This window comes from Streptomyces sp. DSM 116793, assembly GCF_057320905.1.
This window is the reverse complement of sequence record NZ_CM170494.1, coordinates 3,722,357-3,739,321: the sequence shown is the minus strand read 5'-3', so window position 1 is coordinate 3,739,321 and position 16,965 is coordinate 3,722,357. Positions and strand designations below refer to the sequence as shown.

Here is a 16,965-nt window from a genome sequence, read left to right as displayed (position 1 = left end):
GCAGGTACCACCGCCTCCGGGCCACCGACTGGCGGGTGGTTGCGCGCCCGGTTCCCCGCGCCCCTTGAGGGTGGGGCTGCGCCCCGGTAGGGCGCGGGGCTGCGCCCCAGTAGGGCGCGGGTCTGCGCCCTGGGGTACCTCCCACGCCCTTGAGGCAGTGGGGGAGGCTCTGCCGCCTGGGGGGCGCCGTCCACACCGTTGAGGCAGTGGGGGAGCGATCGGCCGCGGCGAGACGTGAGCGTCGTCACCGTCCCGGAGGGGCGGGTGGTGTCGTCGAGGGCCACCGGCGGGCGGCCGGTGCGGGTGCCTAGGGAACGGGAACCGGGGTGAAGCGAGACGCCGTGTGAAGCTCGGTCTCGATCGCCGTGGCCGCCGCACGCAGCGCGGGCAGCAGCGCCTCACACGCCACCGCCAGGGGCTCCCCGGCGGCATGCCGGGCGACGTTCACCGCGGCCACCACCCGGCCGGCCGCGTCCCTGACCGGCACGGCCACCGCACGCAACCCCTCCTCCAGCTCCTCGTCGGCACACGCGTACCCGTCCCGCGCGGCACGCGCGACGAGCAGCGCAAGCCGCCCCGGGTCGGTGACCGTGTGCCGGGTGAGGGCGACGGGCCGGACGGCGGCCAGCACCCGGTCGCGTTCCTCCGGGGGCAGCCCGGCGAGCAGCACCCGGCCGGTGGCGGTCGGATACGCGGGGAACCGGGCGCCCGGTGCGATGCGCGGACTCATGATGCGGGCGCCGGGCGCGCGCGCCACATGGACGACGTCCGGCCCGTCGAGCACGGCCACGGACACGGACTCGTGCACCCGCTCCGCGAGGTCCTGCAGGTGCGGCTCGGCGAACTCGGCGAACGACAGCCGGGACAGCCGGGCGTGCCCGAGCTCCAGGACCCGCGGCAGCGGCCGGTACAGGCGGCCGTCGTACGTGGCGTACCCCTCGCGCACCAGCGTGTGCAGACAGCGCCGGGCGGTGGCCCGGGGCAGCCCGGTCGCGGCGGCGAGCGCGGCCAGCGGCAGCCCAGGCTCCCGTGCGGCCCCCAGCGCCTGAAGGACCGCGAGGCCGCGGGCGAGCGACTGAAGGAACCCGGGGCCCAGTTCGGCCTTGGCGGCCCGGGCGAGTGCGGCGGGGGAGAGCGGGAGGGGAGGCGCCGCGCCGGTGGCGGCCGGGTCGGTGGCGGCCGGGTCGGTGGTGGGGGTGAGTGGGTTGGCGGCCGGGGTGAGTGGGTCGGTGGCCGGGGTGAGTGATTCGGCGGGCGGGGTGAGTGGGTCGGCGGCCGGAGTGAGCGGGTCGGCGGTCGGGGTGAGCGGGTCGGCGGTCGGGGTGAGTGGGTCGGTGGCCGGGGTGAGTGGGTCGGCGGCCGGAGTGAGCGGGTCGGCGGTCGGGGTGAGCGGGTCGGCGGTCGGGGCGGGCGAGCCGGTGGCCGGGGTGCCGGCGGCCGGGGTGCCGGCGGTCGGGGTGAGCGGGGTGGGCGCCGTCGCGAAGGCCTCGGCGAGTCGGGCGGCCTCCGTGCGCAGCCGGGGCAGGACGAGCTCCGCGAGGCTCGCCGCCGTGTGCCTGCTGGTGTGGCTGACCGCGCTCAGGGCGCAGCGGACGCGGCCGTGCGCGTCGGGCACGGGTACGGAGACGGCGATCAGACCGGGCTCGATGAGCTGGTCGTCCAGGGCCCACCCGGCACCGCCCGCCCGCGCGGCGCGCGGCGCGAACTCCGCTTCCGGGACGGCGCGGGGGCGTACCGCGGGGAAGGCGGCGCCCTCGGGGTCGGCCGCCCGCGCGGTGCGCCAGGCGGCCCACTGAGCGGGCCCCCACTCGGCGGCGAACAGTGCCCCGGGCGCGCAGCGCTCGGCCGGCAGCAGGTCGCCGACGCGGAAGGCGACGGACATGGTGCGGCGCCGGATGGCCTGGGCGACGAACCTGACCCCGTCGCCGTCCGGCACCGCAAGGGAGACCGACTCGTCGAGCTCGTCCGCGAGGCGCGCCGCTCGGGCGGCCATCTCGCCGGTGAGGCCACTCGCGGCGAGGTACGCGTTGCCGAGCGCCATCAGGCGCGGGGTGGTGGCGAGCTCCTGGCCGCGCTGCCGCAGCAGCCCGAGCCGGAGCAGGGTGGCCACCACGCGGTCCACGGTGGCGCGGGCCAGCCCCGTGGCGCGCACCAGGTCGCCCGCCCGCACCGGCCCCGTGGCCCCGGACAGCGCCCTCAGCACCGCCAGGCCCCGCTCCAGCGGCCGCACCGCCTCGGGGGTGCCCGGTCCGTCCACGGCGTCCTGCGCGGCGCTCTCGGCGCCCCTCAGCGGCTGGCCGCTCCCTGCCGTGTCCATCCCCGTCACCGTGCCTCCCTCAGGGCTTCCTCGCCGCCTCCGCGCGCGTGCCCACCGGCCCCCGGGCCCACGGGTCCGAATCCACGGGGCCCGAGCCCACCGGCCCGCGCAGGCTCCGGCGCACCGACTCGGCCACCGGAACCCGAGCCGCTCCCGGGCCCGGACGACCCGGTCCGCCGGAACCGTTCCCGGAGCCGCTGCCGGACAGGGACGGAAACCGCACCCGGGCGTTGACACCGGCCCGCCCCGGACAGAGACTCCCGATGGCGTTTGTGAACGAAAGTTCACCACGCGAACGCCCGCCTTGGCAAGCAGTCCAAGAAGCCCCGACAGTCCGCCCGCGACCCGACAGGACACCCATGCACACCACCGTCGGCATCATCGGAGCCGGCCCCGCAGGCCTCCTCCTCGCCCGTCTGCTGCACAACGCCGGGATCGACAGCGTCGTCCTGGAGAGCCGCGACCGCGCGTACGTGGAGCAGCGGCAGCGGGCCGGGATCCTCGAACAGGGCACCGTCGACGTGCTGCGCGCCGCGGGCGCCGGGGCCCGCCTGGACCGCGAGGGGCTGCGGCACGACGGCATAGAGCTGCGCTACGACCGCCACCGCCACCGGATCGACTTCCCCGGCCTCACCGGCGGCAGGGCGGTGACCGTCTACGCCCAGACCGAGGTCGTCAAGGATCTGGTGGAGCTCCAGCTCCGGGAGGGCGGGCCGCTGCTCTTCGAGACGGAGGCGCTCGCAGTGGAGGACGCCGACACGGACCACCCCAGGGTGCGTTTCGTGCGGCGCGGCGGACAGGACGGCGGGCAGGGCGGGCAGGCGCCGCGCGAGTCCGTCCTCACCTGCGAGTACGTGGTGGGCTGCGACGGCTTCTGGGGCGTGTCACGCAAGGCGGTGCCCGCCGCCGTGTCCCGGGTGTTCGAGCGCGTCTACCCGTTCGGCTGGCTCGGCATCCTGGCGGATGTGCCGCCGTCACACGACGAACTGGTCTACGCCCGCCACGACCGCGGCTTCGCGCTGCTCAGCATGCGCTCCCCGGTGGTCTCCCGGCTCTACCTCCAGGTGCCCGCGGACACCGATGCCGACGACTGGAGCGACGAGGCGATCTGGGACGAGCTGGAACGCCGCCTGGAGACCGCGCCGGACGACGACTGGGTGCTGCGCCGGGGCCCGGTCACCGCCAAGTCCGTCACGCCGATGCGCTCCTATGTGCACGAGCCCATGCGGTACGGCCGCCTCTTCCTCGCCGGGGATGCCGCCCACATCGTGCCGCCCACCGGCGCCAAGGGGCTCAACCTGGCGGTCGGCGACGTCGTCACGTTCGCGCGCGCGTTCGTGCACTTCCGGAAGACCGGCGACCCCGCGCTCCTGGAGGCCTATTCGGAGACGTGCCTGCGGAGGGTCTGGCAGGCCGAGCGGTTCTCCTACGCGATGACGACGATGCTGCACCGGCCGCCGGGGGCGACACCCTTCGACGACCGCATCCAGCTCGCCCGCCTGCACCGCATCGCCACGTCGCGGGCGGCGGAGCAGGACCTCGCGGAGTGCTACACGGGCTTCCCCTTCGAGTGAACCGAACGGCGGCGCTCCTCACCCGTCCGGCGCGCTCCCCCTATACCACGGCCGAGCCGGGCCGCCCCGGTCGTCCACAGGCCAACTGCTCCCGCGCGACACGTTGTCCACAGGCGTCGGGCAGCGCCCAGCGGGGAATCGTCATCGGGCGTACCGTGTTCGACGTCAGGGCGGGGCGAGGATCATCCCCGAGCAGGAGGCTCAATTCTTTGCCCACCTATTACTCTTGAGCCCAAGGCCACGCACGGTGGTTATGGAGGAGTGACATGAGGAGCAGTAACCCGGTCTTCTCGCGACGGGGGTTCAGCCGCGACAACGGCTACGCGGGTTTCCACGCGGCGCCGCAGGCCGGGGGACCTGCCGTCGGCACCCAGGGCAACCCGTACGCGGGCCCGTACGCGGGTGCGCCCGCCAACCCCTACGCACAGAACCCGTACGCCCAGCAGGGCGTCCAGTACGGGGCGCCTCCGCAGGCCCCGGCCACCCCCGACCGCATGACGATGGACGACGTCGTCGCGCGCACGGCCGGCACCCTCGGCGTGCTCGTCGTGGCGGCGGCCCTCGCCTGGGCCCTGCTGCCGGTGGACGACGCGAACATCAACCGCTCCTACGGCATCGCGGTCGTCTCCGGCCTGGTGGCGATGGTCCTGGGCCTGATCCAGTCCTTCAAGCGGACGCCCACGCCCGCGCTGATCCTCACCTACGCCGCCCTGGAAGGCGTCTTCCTGGGTGTGCTGTCCAGCATCGTGGACAACCGCATCGCGAGCGGCGCCGCCATGCAGGCGGTGATCGGCACCATGGCCGTCTTCGCGGCCGTGCTGGTGGCCTACAAGGCCGGCTGGATCCGGGTGAACCGCAGGTTCTACGGCTTCGTGATGGCCGCCGCCCTCGGCTTCATCGCGCTGATGGCGATCAACCTCCTGTTCGCGGCCTTCGGCGGCGGTGACGGCCTCGGCTTCCGCAGCGGCGCCCTCGGCGTCGTCTTCGGCATCCTGGGCGTGCTGATCGGCGCCTGCTTCCTCGCCCTGGACTTCAAGCAGATCGAGACGGGCGTCGCCTACGGCGCGCCCCGCCGGGAGTCGTGGCTGGCCGCTTTCGGCCTGACGCTGACCCTCGTCTGGATCTACCTGGAGTTCCTCCGCCTGATCGCCATCCTGCAGAGCGACAACTGACCATCGGGCGACAGAGCACCTCGGGCACCCGGAGTGCCGGGGCACGCCCCGACGACGGCCCCTGACACGGGAAGGGCCCGCGAACGATCGTTCGCGGGCCCTTTCGCACAGGGCTTCCGAGGGGTCGCACAGGGCTTTCGAGGGGCCTCGGGGGCCCGCAAGCGGGGCCGCACAAGGCATGGCCGGGCATGGGGGCCGACACGACCCCCTGCACTCGCCCCTGACGGCGCAGAGCAGCTCTGCGCGCGGCCTGCACTCGCCCCTGACCGGCTCAGAGCAGCTTGCGCGCGGCGCGGCGCAGATCGTATTCGTGAACGATCGCCTTCGCGTGGCCGTAGGCGAGGTTGTGCTCGCCGCGCAGCCAGCTCACTTTCTCCTCGAAGCGCGACAGCGAGGGACCTTCGTCGACGGTGCGTAGCCAGTCGGAGATATCACGACCAGTGCATTGGGGGATGCGGGCGAGCAGATTCTGGTGGGTCTCCTCAGAGAAGACTTGAGACATCGGCGCCTCCGGCGGCTTTCGATGTGGTCCGTCCTTCACGCCACCGTGCCTGAGCGTTTGCGTGTTGGCAACAGTCCCGGTCGGGCGCATAAGGTCGCCGCGTGCTCGATACCACCCCTCTCACGGCCGCCGTTGATCACTTCGCCGACCGGCTGCGGGCCGCGCCGCAGAGCAGGCTGCAACGTGGCGCGGCGGCCGAGGCACTGGCTCTGGCCAGGGAATTCGCCCGCTGGGCGCAGCGTCTGGAGGACCCGGGGAGCCCGCCGCGGGAGATGCCGGACGCGGGTATGTTCGCCGCCGCGGACCAGATCACCGTCGCCGGCAGGGATCTTGCCCTGGTGTTGACAGATCCGGCCGACCTGACCCGCGCGGTGGCCCTGGTGGAGGAGGCCCGCAAGCGCGCGGCGGTCTGACGACGGCCCGGTGGCCTGGCGGCTCGGGGCTCGACGGACCGGTGCCGTGGATGCGACGGGGCCCGGGTGCATGGACGTGGGTCCCGGCGAGGGGCTCGGCCGAGCCGAGCGCCGGCGTCCGCGCGAGCGGTCAGTGGGACGCGATCACGCGGTCCGCGAGGATGTACACGGTCTCGTCGCCGCAGGTGAACGTCAGCGCGTAGGCGCCGAAGACGCCGGAGCCGCCCAGCAGGACGGGGGCGTGGCCGCGCACCAGCGCGTCGGCGAGCCGTTCGGCGGTCTCGCGGTGGCCGGGCGTCATACAGAGCGTGGTGCCGTCCTCGAAGACGTAGACGTCGAGTGTGCCCAGCGGGCCCGGGCGAACGTCCGCGAGCGCGGTGCGGGCCTCTGCGAGCCCCGCCAGGCAGGCGACCACCTGCTCGTGGTCGCCGCCGGCAGCCGGGTAGGGCGACTGGGCGGACCGCGGCGGCCTGCCGGGCACGAAATCGGGGTGCGAGGGGTGGCGGCGGCGCGCCGCCGCAAGCTCGGGGGAGTCCCCGGGGTGGTCGTCGGGGTCGGTCGGCGTGTCCAGCGGGGGCTCGAAACCGAGGAGGCCGGCGAGGTCGGCTCGGCGGGCCGGGCCGGGGTCCTCCCGGGGGAGGTCGGGCAGGCCGGGCAGGGGGGAGGCGTCCGAGGGGGTGTCCGAGGAGGCGTCGCGCGCCTCCTGCGCCGCCCAGAAGGCGCGGGCCTCGGCCATCTCGCGCTCCCGCTCGTCGGCCAGCGCCTCGGCGACGGCCGTGCGTATCTCGTCGGGTGCCAGCGGGGCCCGGGCCCCCGGCACCTGGGGGCGGGCGCCCGCGCCCCGGAACCCGGCCAGCTCGGTGTGCAGTGCGGCGATCTGCTTGCGCAGCCCGTGCACGGCGTGCACGGCGAGGGCGCCCACGGCGGTGGCGGTGGCCGTGGAGAGCAGCAGAACTACAGGCATGGCGCTCACTCGCATACTCCCGGGTTGGTCCGATCCCTCCGACTTCTACCTCAGGCTGGTGGCCGGGCCGGCGGGCTGTCCGTGCATTACGTTACGAAAGGGGCGGCGGTAGGGGCAGGGGGTCCGTTTCGGGCGCGGGCGTGACCTGCGTCGATGCGGTGGTGGGGGAGGAAGGTCACATCCTGGCGGAGATTTGGCCACGGAGTGGTCCCCGTGGCCGGAACGCGGCCGGGGCCGGGCCGTGGGGCCCGCCCGGTGGGTCGCTGCGGGTGCGTCGTCGTTCGCATGGTTCCCCGCCCCTGCGCACCCCCGGTCGGGCGGTCGGCAACCGCGCGGTCGGGGCGGGATCGGGGACGGCTTGGCCCGGGGGTGCGCCAGGGGTGCGTTGTGGCTGTCCCCCACTGCCTGAAAGGGCTCCCCACTGCCCTGAAGGCGTGGGGTGCCCCCGGAGGTCCCCCCCAGCAGTTCCCTGCGTCCCCGGGTGGCGAGCCCCCTGTGTTGTCCCCTGTGTGTGCTCTCGGTTCCGGCCGCGGCCCGGCAGGGGGCTGGTCGCGCGGTTCCCCGCGCCGCTTGGGGCGCGGGGCCGGAGAGGGCGCGTCAGCTGAGGCGTTCGATGATCATTGCCATGCCCTGGCCGCCGCCGACGCACATGGTCTCCAGGCCGAATTGCTTGTCGTGGAACTGGAGGCTGTTGATCAGCGTCGCGGTGATCCGTGCTCCGGTCATGCCGAACGGGTGCCCCACGGCGATGGCGCCGCCGTTGACGTTCAGGCGGTCGAGGTCGATGCCGAGTGCCCGGTAGGACGGGATGACCTGGGCCGCGAACGCCTCGTTGATCTCGACCAGGTCGATGTCCCCGATGCTCATGCCCGCGCGCTTGAGTGCTTGCTTGGACGCCTCCACGGGGCCGAATCCCATGATCTCGGGCGACAGCGCGGAGACGCCGGTGGAGACGATCCTGGCCAGCGGGGTGAGGCCCAGCTCCCGCGCCCGGGTGTCGCTCATGATGACGAGGGCGGCGGCGCCGTCGTTCAGCGGGCAGCAGTTGCCGGCGGTGACCAGGCCGTCCGGGCGGAAGGCCGGCTTCAGGCCCGCCACGCCCTCCATCGTGACGCCCGGCCGGGGACCGTCGTCCTTGCCGACGACCGTGCCGTCCGGGAGGGTCACCGGGGTGATCTCGCGCTCCCAGAAGCCCTTGGCGATGGCCTGCTCGGCGAGGTTCTGCGAGCGGACCCCGAACTCGTCCATCTCCTCCCGGGTGATCCCCTTCAGCCGGGCCAGGTTCTCGGCGGTCTGGCCCATCGCGATGTACGGGTCGGGCACCAGGCCGTCCTCGCGCGGGTCGTGCCAGCCGGCGCCCTCGGAGGCGGCGACGGCCGCGGTGCGGGCCTCGGCCTCCGCGAAGAGCGGGTTGTGCGTGCCCGGCAGGCTGTCCGAGTTGCCCTTGTCGAAGCGCGAGACCATCTCCACGCCCGCGGAGACGAAGATGTCGCCCTCGCCGGCCCGGATGGCGTGCATGGCCATCCGGGACGTCTGCAGCGACGAGGAGCAGTACCGGGTGACGGTGCAGCCCGGCAGGTGGTCCATGCCCATCTGGACGGCGACGATGCGGGCGAGGTTGTTGCCCTGCTCACCGCCGGGCAGGCCGCAGCCGAGCATCAGGTCGTCGATCTCCGCGGGGTCCAGCTCGGGGACCTTGGCCAGGGCGGCCTGGATGATCGTGGCGGTCAGGTCGTCGGGGCGCAACTCCTTCAGGGACCCCTTGAAGGCGCGTCCGATCGGGGAACGAGCGGCGGAAACGATCACTGCTTCGGGCATCACGGCTCCTGGGGCGGCGGGTTGCGGGCACGACCTGCCAGGAAGTTACCCGCGCGTAGGCTCCGGGTCACGCGTCGGTGCGTGTGACTCCCACTCCACCATCCTAAGCGGTCGCTCAGCCCTGTCGACGGTCCCTCTCCGGCACCACCCGCCCGCCCCCTTTCGGGCGGGGCCCTTACGTGATCTCCATGTGGAGCTGGCCCCGGCCCACCTGCGGGGCGCGGGGAACCGCGCGACAAGCCGCGACGAGGCGCATCGGGTCGTCGCCGGCCGAAGGGGGCTGTTCCGGTCGTCTCCGGGTCACCGGCGGGTGGTGGGTTGCGCGCGCGGTTCCCCGCGCCCCTGCGGGCCCGGGGAGCGCCCTTACAGCGGTGACGGCGTGTCCGCGGACTCCGTCGACTGGATCCTGCGGCGCCGGCGCCGCTTGAGCAGGGCCCACGGTCCCCGGCCACCGGTCCCTCCGGCGGCCGTGACCTCCGTGCCGCCCTCCGCCGCGGCCTCCGCGGCGGCGCGGGCCACCGGCAGGTACCCCTCGTCGCGGGCCGCGTCGGGCCGCTCCCCCTCGGGCCAGAGGCCGAGCGCCGCGCAGAGCGTCGGCAGCACCGCCATGGACGCCGTGGCGTAGCCCTCGGCGGAGGGGTGGTAGTTGTCGGGTCCGAACAGCTCCCTGGGGTTGGCGGCGAACTCGGGGCCCAGCAGGTCGCCCAGCGACACGGCCCGCCCGCCCTGCTCCACCACGCCGATCGTCTGCGCCGCCGCCAGTTGCCGCGAGGCCCGCCGCGCCAGCCAGCTCAGCGGCTGGTACACGGGCTCGATGGTGCCGAGGTCGGGACAGGTGCCGACGACCACCTCCGCGCCCGCCGTGCGCAGTCTGCGCACGGCCGCGGACAGGCAGCGCACCGAGCGGGTGGGCGGCATCCGGTGGGTGACGTCGTTGGCGCCGATCATCACCACGCACACGTCCGGCACCCAGGCCGGGTCGGAGAGGATCTGGGTGACCTGCCGCTCCAGGTCGTCGGAGCGCGCGCCGGACAGGGCGGCGTTGCGCAGCTCCACGGGGCGCTCGGCGACGGCGGCGAGCCCGGAGGCGAGCAGCGCGCCGGGTGTCTGCCGTGCGCGGTGCACGCCCTGCCCGGCGGCCGTGGAGTCGCCGAGCATGGCGAACCTGAGGGGTTCCAAGGCGGCACCCGGCCCCGAGAAACCCTTGCCGTACAGGCCGTCGGCGCGCGGCGGCGGCATGCTGCCGCCGCTGCCCGGGACGATGCCCACCTGCCGCTTCGCGAGCTGCACCTCGGCGAGCAGCACTCCGACCGCCGCCACGCCGATCAGCCCGATCCCGCCCCCGCCGTATGCCGCCCCCGCGGCGATCCGCCGTGCCACTCGCGCTCTGGACATACCGCCCAGTCACCTCCTCCGACCCGTACATCAACTCCTTGCCCCGTACGGACGGTGAGCCAATCGTGCGGAAAAGTGAACCCTCTGTGTGCTCGGCCGTAGGCTGACCGCATGGCGGTCGATCCCGGCCGCCGGCGACTTCCCGTCCTTCATGGAGCCCGGAGACCTCGGTGCATTTCCACGACTCGATGATCAGCCTCGTCGGCAACACCCCGCTCGTGAGGCTCAACAATGTGACCACCGGCATCCAGGCCACGGTGCTGGCCAAGGTGGAGTACTTCAACCCAGGCGGCAGCGTGAAGGACCGTATCGCGCTGCGGATGATCGAGGCCGCCGAGGAGAGTGGCGAGCTGCGGCCCGGCGGCACCATCGTCGAGCCGACCAGCGGCAACACCGGTGTCGGCCTGGCGATCGTGGCCCAGCAGAAGGGCTACAAGTGCATCTTCGTCTGCCCGGACAAGGTCTCGACGGACAAGATCAACGTCCTGCGGGCGTACGGTGCCGAGGTCGTGGTCTGCCCCACCGCCGTCGACCCCGAGCACCCGGACTCGTACTACAACGTCTCCGACCGCCTGGTCCGCGAGACGCCCGGTGCGTGGAAGCCGGACCAGTACAGCAACCCGCACAATCCCCTCTCGCACTACCACTCGACCGGCCCTGAGCTGTGGGAACAGACCCTGGGCCGGATCACCCACTTCGTCGCGGGGGTGGGCACGGGCGGCACCATCTCCGGTACCGGGCGCTACCTCAAGGAGGTCAGCGACGGCCGGGTCACGGTGATCGGCGCGGACCCGGAGGGGTCGGTGTACTCGGGCGGCTCCGGGCGGCCGTATCTGGTGGAGGGCGTCGGCGAGGACTTCTGGCCGGAGGCCTATGACCGCACCGTCGCCGACGAGATCGTCGCCGTCTCGGACAAGGACTCCTTCCAGATGACGCGCCGCCTCGCCAGGGAGGAGGGGCTGCTGGTCGGCGGCTCCTGCGGGATGGCGGTGGTCGCGGCGCTGAAGGTGGCCCGGGAACTGGGGCCCGATGACGTGGTGGTCGTGCTGCTGCCGGACAGCGGCCGCGGCTACCTGAGCAAGATCTTCAACGATGAGTGGATGAACGACTACGGCTTCCTGGACGAGGGCGGGGACCAGCCGCGGGTCGGCGACGTGCTCGCCCACAAGGAGGGCGGCCTGCCGTCGCTGGTCCATATGCACCCGGATGAGACGGTCGGCCAGGCCATCGAGGTGCTGCGGGAGTACGGCGTCTCACAGATGCCGATCGTGAAGCCCGGTGCCGGGCACCCCGATGTGATGGCGGCCGAGGTGGTCGGCTCGGTCGTGGAGCGTGAGCTGCTGGACGCGCTCTTCACCCAGCGGGCCGTTCTCGACGACCCGCTGGACAAGCACATGTCGCCGCCGCTGCCGCAGGTCGGCTCCGGCGAGCCGGTCGCCGATCTGATGTCGGTGCTCGGGGCGGCGGACGCGGCGATCGTGCTGGTCGAGGGCCGCCCGACGGGGGTCGTGAGCCGGCAGGATCTGCTGACGTTCCTCGCCGCCGACGCGGGGGGCGCGGCGGCGGCCAAGCGGTAGCCGCACGCCGTGGGCGCGCCACCGGGGAAAACCGGGGCAGACCCTACAGCGGCGGTTCCCTGAAGTGGTACGAGCGCGTCACGTCGGCGCAGCACACGCGTAACACGGCTCCGGCAGATTGGTGGGCGTCGGCAGGGCACGGCATCTCCTCTCGGTGAGCAGGGATTCGCGGAGCCTCGGCCGGCGAGCACGGCGCCATGGACCTCCGGAGCGGCTCCCGGACCTCCCTGGACGCCTGGGACATGCAGGCCCGGCCCTGAACCCGGCCCGTGTCCCCCGCGGGGACCGCCGTCGTCCCGCCCCCCGTCACAGGGGGTGCGGCGGTCCCCGTGCCGTATCTTCCGGTTCTGGTCGGTGCGGCGATCCCCGCGTGTTTCTTCCGGTTCTGGTCGGTGCGGGGCCCGCGTGGTCCTTCCGGTTCCGGTCGCTGCCTCCGGTTGGTCCCGCTTCCGGTTGGTCCCCGCTTCCGCCGGTCACCGCTTCCGTCTGGTCCCCGCCTCCGCCCGTCGTCTTCCGGTGTCGTCGCTCGTTCGGTGTCGTCGCTCGTTCGGTGTCGGTCGCCCGCCCGGTTCGGTCGCCCGATCGGTCACCGGCTCCCCGGTCACCGGCTCCCGGAGACAGTGGCCCCCCGGACACCCGCTTTCCCCCGGACACCGGCGTTTCCTGGGGGACGGCGGCTGTCCCGACACCGGCCCCCGAGGACAGCGGTTTCCGAGCCCGGTGCCTCCGCTCAGTCGTCCCAGTCCGAGGACTTCCTCGGGACCCTGCTGAGACGAGGCCGGCTCCGGAGCGCCTGGACGACGTTGACACCCACGATGCCGGCCCAGGCCACGAAGAGGCCCGGCAGCTCCGCATTGACGGCGGCTATCGCGGAGAGCGGTATGGCGAGGACCAGGGAGATCACGCCGAACCCGAAGCGCTCGGCCCAGGAGTCACCGCCCCGGGGTGCCGAGGCGCCCCGGGCCACCACCATCTGCTGCTCCGCCAGCTGACGCCGGACCCGGCGGTCGACCGCGGTATCCAGGTGCTGCTCGACCTTTTCCAGGAACGAGTCGACCAGCGCGGACTCGTAATCCTCGCCCAGGTCCCTGCGGGCCCGCAGGGTGGCGTCGAGTTCCTTCTTCAGATCGGCGTCATGCGCGTCCATGGGAACACCGTACGGAGACCGGCGGCCCGGGGCAGTGGGGCTAACCCCCGTCTTCGGGGTGTGGTCCACCGCATCGTCCGATGAGGCGGCGCGGACGCCGGTATGGAGACACCCGGGGCTCCGGGGATGTGGCACACCGCACACCGCGCACCGCACCCCGCCCGGAGCGGCCGTTCCCCGCATCCGCCTTGCCGTGATGCATAAGTCCATGCAGAGTTACCCCTTACTGAATACCAGCGGCGAGAGGACGTGATGGGCGACAGCGCGGCGCGGTTGCAGGCGCTCTTCGAGGGGCGTCGGCTCACGCCCACCCAGCGGCGCATCGCGCACTGCATGGTGCGGCGCGCCGCTGAGGTGCCGTTCCTGTCCTCCGTCGAGCTGGCCGAGCTCGCCGGGGTCAGCCAGCCGTCGGTGACCCGGTTCGCGGTGGCGCTCGGCTTCGACGGCTACCCCGCGCTGCGCAGGCACCTGCGCGAGGTCGTACCCGCCCCGGCCCCCGCGGACGCCGCCGCGCACAACACCTACCAGCAGGCCGTGGAGGCGGAGATCGCCAACCTCCGCCAGCTCGCCCAGGCCCTCGCGGATCCGGAGCCGGCGGTGCGGGCCGGGCGGCTCCTGGCCGGCTCCCGGCCGCTGCCGGTGCTGGGCCTGCGGGCCGCCGCCGCCCAGGCGCACGGCTTCGCCTACTTCGCCGCCAAGGTGCACCCGGACGTACGGCTGCTGACGGAGGGCGGCACGATGCTGGCCGACCGGATTGACGCGGCCGCGCGCGCCGGAGCGAGCGCCCTGCTCTGCTTCGCGCTGCCGCGCCACCCCCGCGAGACCCTGGACGCGCTCGCCCGTGCCCGCGCGGCCGGGCTCACCGTGGTCACCGTCGCGGACAGCGCCTTCGCGCCGGTGGCGAAGGCGTCCGACGTGCTGCTGCCGGCCGCCGTCGGCACCGGCCTCGCCTTCGACACCGCCTGCGCGCCGATGCTGCTCGGCCGGGTCCTGCTGGAGGCCATGTGCGACGCGCTCCCGGACGCCCAGGCGCGCCTGGAGGACTTCGACGCGAGTGCGGCGGCGCGGGGGCTGTTCGTGGAGTAGTGCGGTGGGCATGCGCACGTGCGGATGCCCGGGTACGGAAACCCCTGCGCGGGCCACGTGCTGTGGGCGTCCCTGGACGTCCCCGGTGCACGTCCCGCGTACGCGTCCCATATGCGCACCGTCCAGGCCCCGCGCCGGTGCCCGCGTGCTGTGCGCTGTGCGCTGTGCGTTGTGAGCTGCGCGCGCGAGCGTACGTGCGGTACGCGCGCGCACGGCTCGTGCCGGATCCGGGGGCGCCCCGCGTGCGCCCCGGCTTGCCGCTCGTGGTGCGCCCCGCCCTGCGCACCATCGCGCGCTTTCGCCGCGCCGTCTCTCATGGCGTCCTCAGAAACACCCGCTAGCCTCCCCGGCCGACACCCCTCCCGGCCCCTGCCGGGAGGACCGGAGCGGTGCGCGGGCCGCAGGGAGACGACGGTTACTGAGGAGGCGGAAGGTGGCGCGCGGAGGTCAGGGACTGGCGCGGGTGGCGGTGGTCGTACGGGCCGGGGCCGCACCCCTGTGGTGGCTGGGTGTGGTGGCGGCCGGCATCGGTCTGCTGATACCCGGTCTGACCGGGCGCCGAATAGGTGCGTTCGCCGGGGCCGCGCTGTTCCTGGTGGCGGCGGCCGTGGTCGCGTGCGTCCGCAGGAAGCGGTACGCGGCGCTGGCCCGCGGTGCCGTGCGCGCGGGCAAGCACGATGTGCTCCAGGACCGTTGGGTGACGGTGCGGGGTTGGCGGCGCGGACACCGGTGGTGGCTGGCCGGCGGGTTCCTCGCGGCCGTCGCCGCCTCGTTCGCCGTGCCGGCCGCCGGGGGGATGCTGCTTGCCGGGTGCGGGGCGGGGCTGTGGCTCAAGGCGGTGTGGCTGGGGCGGCGGGAGCGCCGGGAGGAGACGTTGCTGTGGGCGCGGGTCGACTGGCTCACCGGGGGGCTGGGGCGGCCGGCCGGGCCCCGGGTCAAGGCGTACCGGGGGACCGGGCTGGGAGCGGGCGACGCTGCGCCTGGGGGCGCGCGTCGTCGGTGAGTCTGCGGTCTGCGGCCGCCCGGTCCCGGTCCGCGTCTGTCTTGTCTTCGGCCTGCGGCCGCCCGGTCCGGTCCGCGTCTGTCTCGTCTTCGGCCACCTGCCAGTGGGGGTTGGGGGCTTGTTGCGCAGTTCCCCGCGCCCCTGGTCAGGGGTGGTTCTCCTCGTCCGTCCCCGCTGGTTGTGGGGGTTGTCGCGCCCGCACGGCGGAGCCTCCCCCCACCGCCTCAAGTGCTCCACCACCGACTCAAGGCATGGGGGTACCCCCATAGGTACCTCGCGGGGTACCCCCAGAGGTACCCCGGACGTACCCCAGAGATACCTCCGGACGTACCCCTGAGGTGGCCCCTGACGTACCCCAGAGGTACCTCCGGACGGACCCAGAGATACCCCGGACGTACCCCAGAGGTGCCCCACAGATCCCCCCAGGACACAGCCCCGGCGTCTCGATCAGACACGGTTGCGTGCCGACCGCAGCACGGCCCTGTTGACGGCCCACAAGGCGATTCCGACGGCCACCAGGACGGCTGCGCGGATGTAGACGTCGGCGGGGCGGTCGGCCAGGGGGCTGGCGAGGATGAGGGAGGTGAGGGCGCCGAGCACCGGCAGGGGGGTCGGTACGCGGAAGTGCCGGTGCGGTACGCGGTCGCGGCGCAGTACCAGGACGCAGACGTTGACCACCGCGAAGACGCACAGCAGCAGGAACGACGTCGTGTCGCCGAGCCCCTCGATCTCGCCCGTCGCGACCAGGCCGACGGCGAGCAGCGAGACGAAGACGATGCCGGCGACGGGGGTGCGGCGGCGGGGCAGTACGCGCCCCATCGCGGGCGGCAGGATCCCCTCGCCCGCCATGCCGTAGCAGAGCCGCGAGGCCATCATGATGTTGATCAGGGCGCTGTTGCTGACGGCGAACAGCGCGATCACGGCGAACAGCTTGTGCGGGAACGCGACCCCGCCCGCCTTCACCACCTCCAGGAGCGGGCCGCTGGAGGCCTTCAGGGTCCCGGAGTCCACCAGCAGCGAGGAGACGAGGGCGACCAGCACGTAGATCGTCCCCGTGACCGCGACCCCGATGAAGATGGCCCGCGGGAAGGTGCGCACCGGATCGTGCGTCTCCTCGGCCATGTTGACGGAGTCCTCGAAGCCGATGAACGCGAAGAAGCCCAGTGCGGTGGCCCCGAGCACACCGCTGAGCAGCGCGTACCCGGTCGCGCCCGCCTCAAAGTCGCCGAGCCGCGCCGGCTCGCCGCCGCCCGTGAGCACCGCGTACGCCCCGATCCCGAGGACGATCAGCAGGCCCGTCAGCTCGACGAGTGTGAACACGACGTTCGCCTTGACGGACTCCGAGACGCCGCGCAGGTTGAGCGCGGCGAGCAGCAGCACGAAGAGGATGGCGACCAGGGTGGGCGGCACGGCCCCGCCGGTCAGCTCGCCCATGTAGTCGCCGCCGAAGGCACGGGCCGCGGCGCTCGCCGACGACAGGCCCGAGCACATCACCATGAAGGCGATGACGAACGTCAGGAAGGGCAGCTTGAACGCCCTCTGCGTGTACAGGGCCGCGCCCGCCGCCTTCGGGTACTTGCCGACCAGTTCGACGTACGAGGCCGCCGTCAGGATCGCCACCACGAAGCCGATCGCGAACGGCACCCACAGGGCGCCGCCCACCTTGCCCGCGACCTTGCCGGTGGTGGCGTAGATGCCGGTGCCCAGGATGTCGCCGATCACGAAGAGGATCAGCAGCCTGGGTCCGATGGCGCGCTTGAGCGCGCCGTCCTCGGCGTGTGCCGCTCCGGTGGATCTCTCCGCGGTGGGCATGGCGGCCTCCCCGACCTTCCGAACGGCTCCCGGCGGCCGTGTGCGGCCGCCGGGATGCTGACCAGGTGTGAAGGTGTGGATGCCCTGCACGGCCGCCCGGAATGCCTGCTGCCGCCCGCTTCCCGCCTTCGGGTGCTCTCGGGGGGCCGCGGATGAGTGAGGCCGCGCGTGGTGGCGGCTCGGCG

General features: G+C 73.7%; 13 protein-coding genes. 6 read left to right on the top strand and 7 right to left on the bottom strand.

The features are described 5' to 3' along the window. Positions 1 to 307: 307 nt before the first annotated feature. Positions 308 to 2,317 carry an IclR family transcriptional regulator domain-containing protein gene (locus ACSMXW_RS14485; RefSeq protein WP_485806713.1) on the bottom strand — a complete coding sequence of 670 codons (2,010 nt, stop codon included), beginning with the start codon at positions 2,315 to 2,317 and terminating at the stop codon, positions 308 to 310. A gap of 359 nt (positions 2,318 to 2,676) precedes the next feature. On the opposite strand from ACSMXW_RS14485, the gene ACSMXW_RS14480 reads away from it, so the two are divergent. Together ACSMXW_RS14480 and ACSMXW_RS14475 are read left to right on the top strand one after the other, a co-directional pair. Then, on the top strand, positions 2,677 to 3,891 hold the full coding sequence (locus ACSMXW_RS14480) for a 4-hydroxybenzoate 3-monooxygenase (protein WP_485806711.1): 1,215 nt from the start codon (positions 2,677 to 2,679) through the stop codon (positions 3,889 to 3,891). A 266-nt stretch (positions 3,892 to 4,157) separates the two neighbouring features. Beyond that, positions 4,158 to 5,063, top strand: coding sequence for a Bax inhibitor-1/YccA family protein (locus ACSMXW_RS14475; protein ID WP_485806709.1), 906 nt, complete (start codon positions 4,158 to 4,160; stop codon positions 5,061 to 5,063). A 271-nt stretch (positions 5,064 to 5,334) separates the two neighbouring features. Here the strand turns inward: ACSMXW_RS14475 and ACSMXW_RS14470 are convergent, their stop codons facing one another. Then, positions 5,335 to 5,565: a DUF4287 domain-containing protein gene (locus ACSMXW_RS14470; RefSeq protein WP_485806707.1), complete on the bottom strand. Its 231-nt coding sequence runs from the start codon at positions 5,563 to 5,565 to the stop codon at positions 5,335 to 5,337. Positions 5,566 to 5,666: 101 nt separating this feature from the next. On the opposite strand from ACSMXW_RS14470, the gene ACSMXW_RS14465 reads away from it, so the two are divergent. Continuing rightward, entirely contained in the window at positions 5,667 to 5,978 is a 312-nt protein-coding gene (locus ACSMXW_RS14465; protein ID WP_485806705.1) for a hypothetical protein, read from the top strand. Positions 5,979 to 6,108: 130 nt separating this feature from the next. Here the strand turns inward: ACSMXW_RS14465 and ACSMXW_RS14460 are convergent, their stop codons facing one another. The 3 genes from ACSMXW_RS14460 to ACSMXW_RS14450 form a co-directional block, all read right to left on the bottom strand. Next, a complete protein-coding gene (locus tag ACSMXW_RS14460; RefSeq protein ID WP_485806704.1) occupies positions 6,109 to 6,942 on the bottom strand; it encodes a hypothetical protein in 834 nt (277 codons plus the stop codon). A 597-nt stretch (positions 6,943 to 7,539) separates the two neighbouring features. Continuing rightward, entirely contained in the window at positions 7,540 to 8,760 is a 1,221-nt protein-coding gene (locus ACSMXW_RS14455) for an acetyl-CoA C-acetyltransferase (RefSeq protein ID WP_485806702.1), read from the bottom strand. 363 nt (positions 8,761 to 9,123) lie between these two features. Then, positions 9,124 to 10,140, bottom strand: coding sequence for an SGNH/GDSL hydrolase family protein (locus ACSMXW_RS14450; protein WP_485808034.1), 1,017 nt, complete (start codon positions 10,138 to 10,140; stop codon positions 9,124 to 9,126). Positions 10,141 to 10,325: 185 nt separating this feature from the next. Here ACSMXW_RS14450 and ACSMXW_RS14445 point away from each other — a divergent pair, with 185 nt between their 5' ends. Next, a complete protein-coding gene (locus tag ACSMXW_RS14445; RefSeq protein ID WP_485806700.1) occupies positions 10,326 to 11,732 on the top strand; it encodes a cystathionine beta-synthase in 1,407 nt (468 codons plus the stop codon). Between the two features lie 730 nt (positions 11,733 to 12,462). Here ACSMXW_RS14445 and ACSMXW_RS14440 read toward each other — a convergent pair. Further along, on the bottom strand, positions 12,463 to 12,879 hold the full coding sequence (locus ACSMXW_RS14440) for a hypothetical protein (protein ID WP_485806698.1): 417 nt from the start codon (positions 12,877 to 12,879) through the stop codon (positions 12,463 to 12,465). Between the two features lie 252 nt (positions 12,880 to 13,131). On the opposite strand from ACSMXW_RS14440, the gene ACSMXW_RS14435 reads away from it, so the two are divergent. Together ACSMXW_RS14435 and ACSMXW_RS14430 are read left to right on the top strand one after the other, a co-directional pair. Next, entirely contained in the window at positions 13,132 to 13,965 is an 834-nt protein-coding gene (locus ACSMXW_RS14435; RefSeq protein WP_485806697.1) for a MurR/RpiR family transcriptional regulator, read from the top strand. Between the two features lie 433 nt (positions 13,966 to 14,398). After that, positions 14,399 to 14,968 carry a hypothetical protein gene (locus ACSMXW_RS14430; RefSeq protein ID WP_485806696.1) on the top strand — a complete coding sequence of 190 codons (570 nt, stop codon included), beginning with the start codon at positions 14,399 to 14,401 and terminating at the stop codon, positions 14,966 to 14,968. A gap of 447 nt (positions 14,969 to 15,415) precedes the next feature. Here ACSMXW_RS14430 and ACSMXW_RS14425 read toward each other — a convergent pair whose 3' ends face one another. Further along, on the bottom strand, positions 15,416 to 16,780 hold the full coding sequence (locus ACSMXW_RS14425) for an APC family permease (protein WP_485806694.1): 1,365 nt from the start codon (positions 16,778 to 16,780) through the stop codon (positions 15,416 to 15,418). Between the last annotated feature and the right edge of the window lie 185 nt (positions 16,781 to 16,965).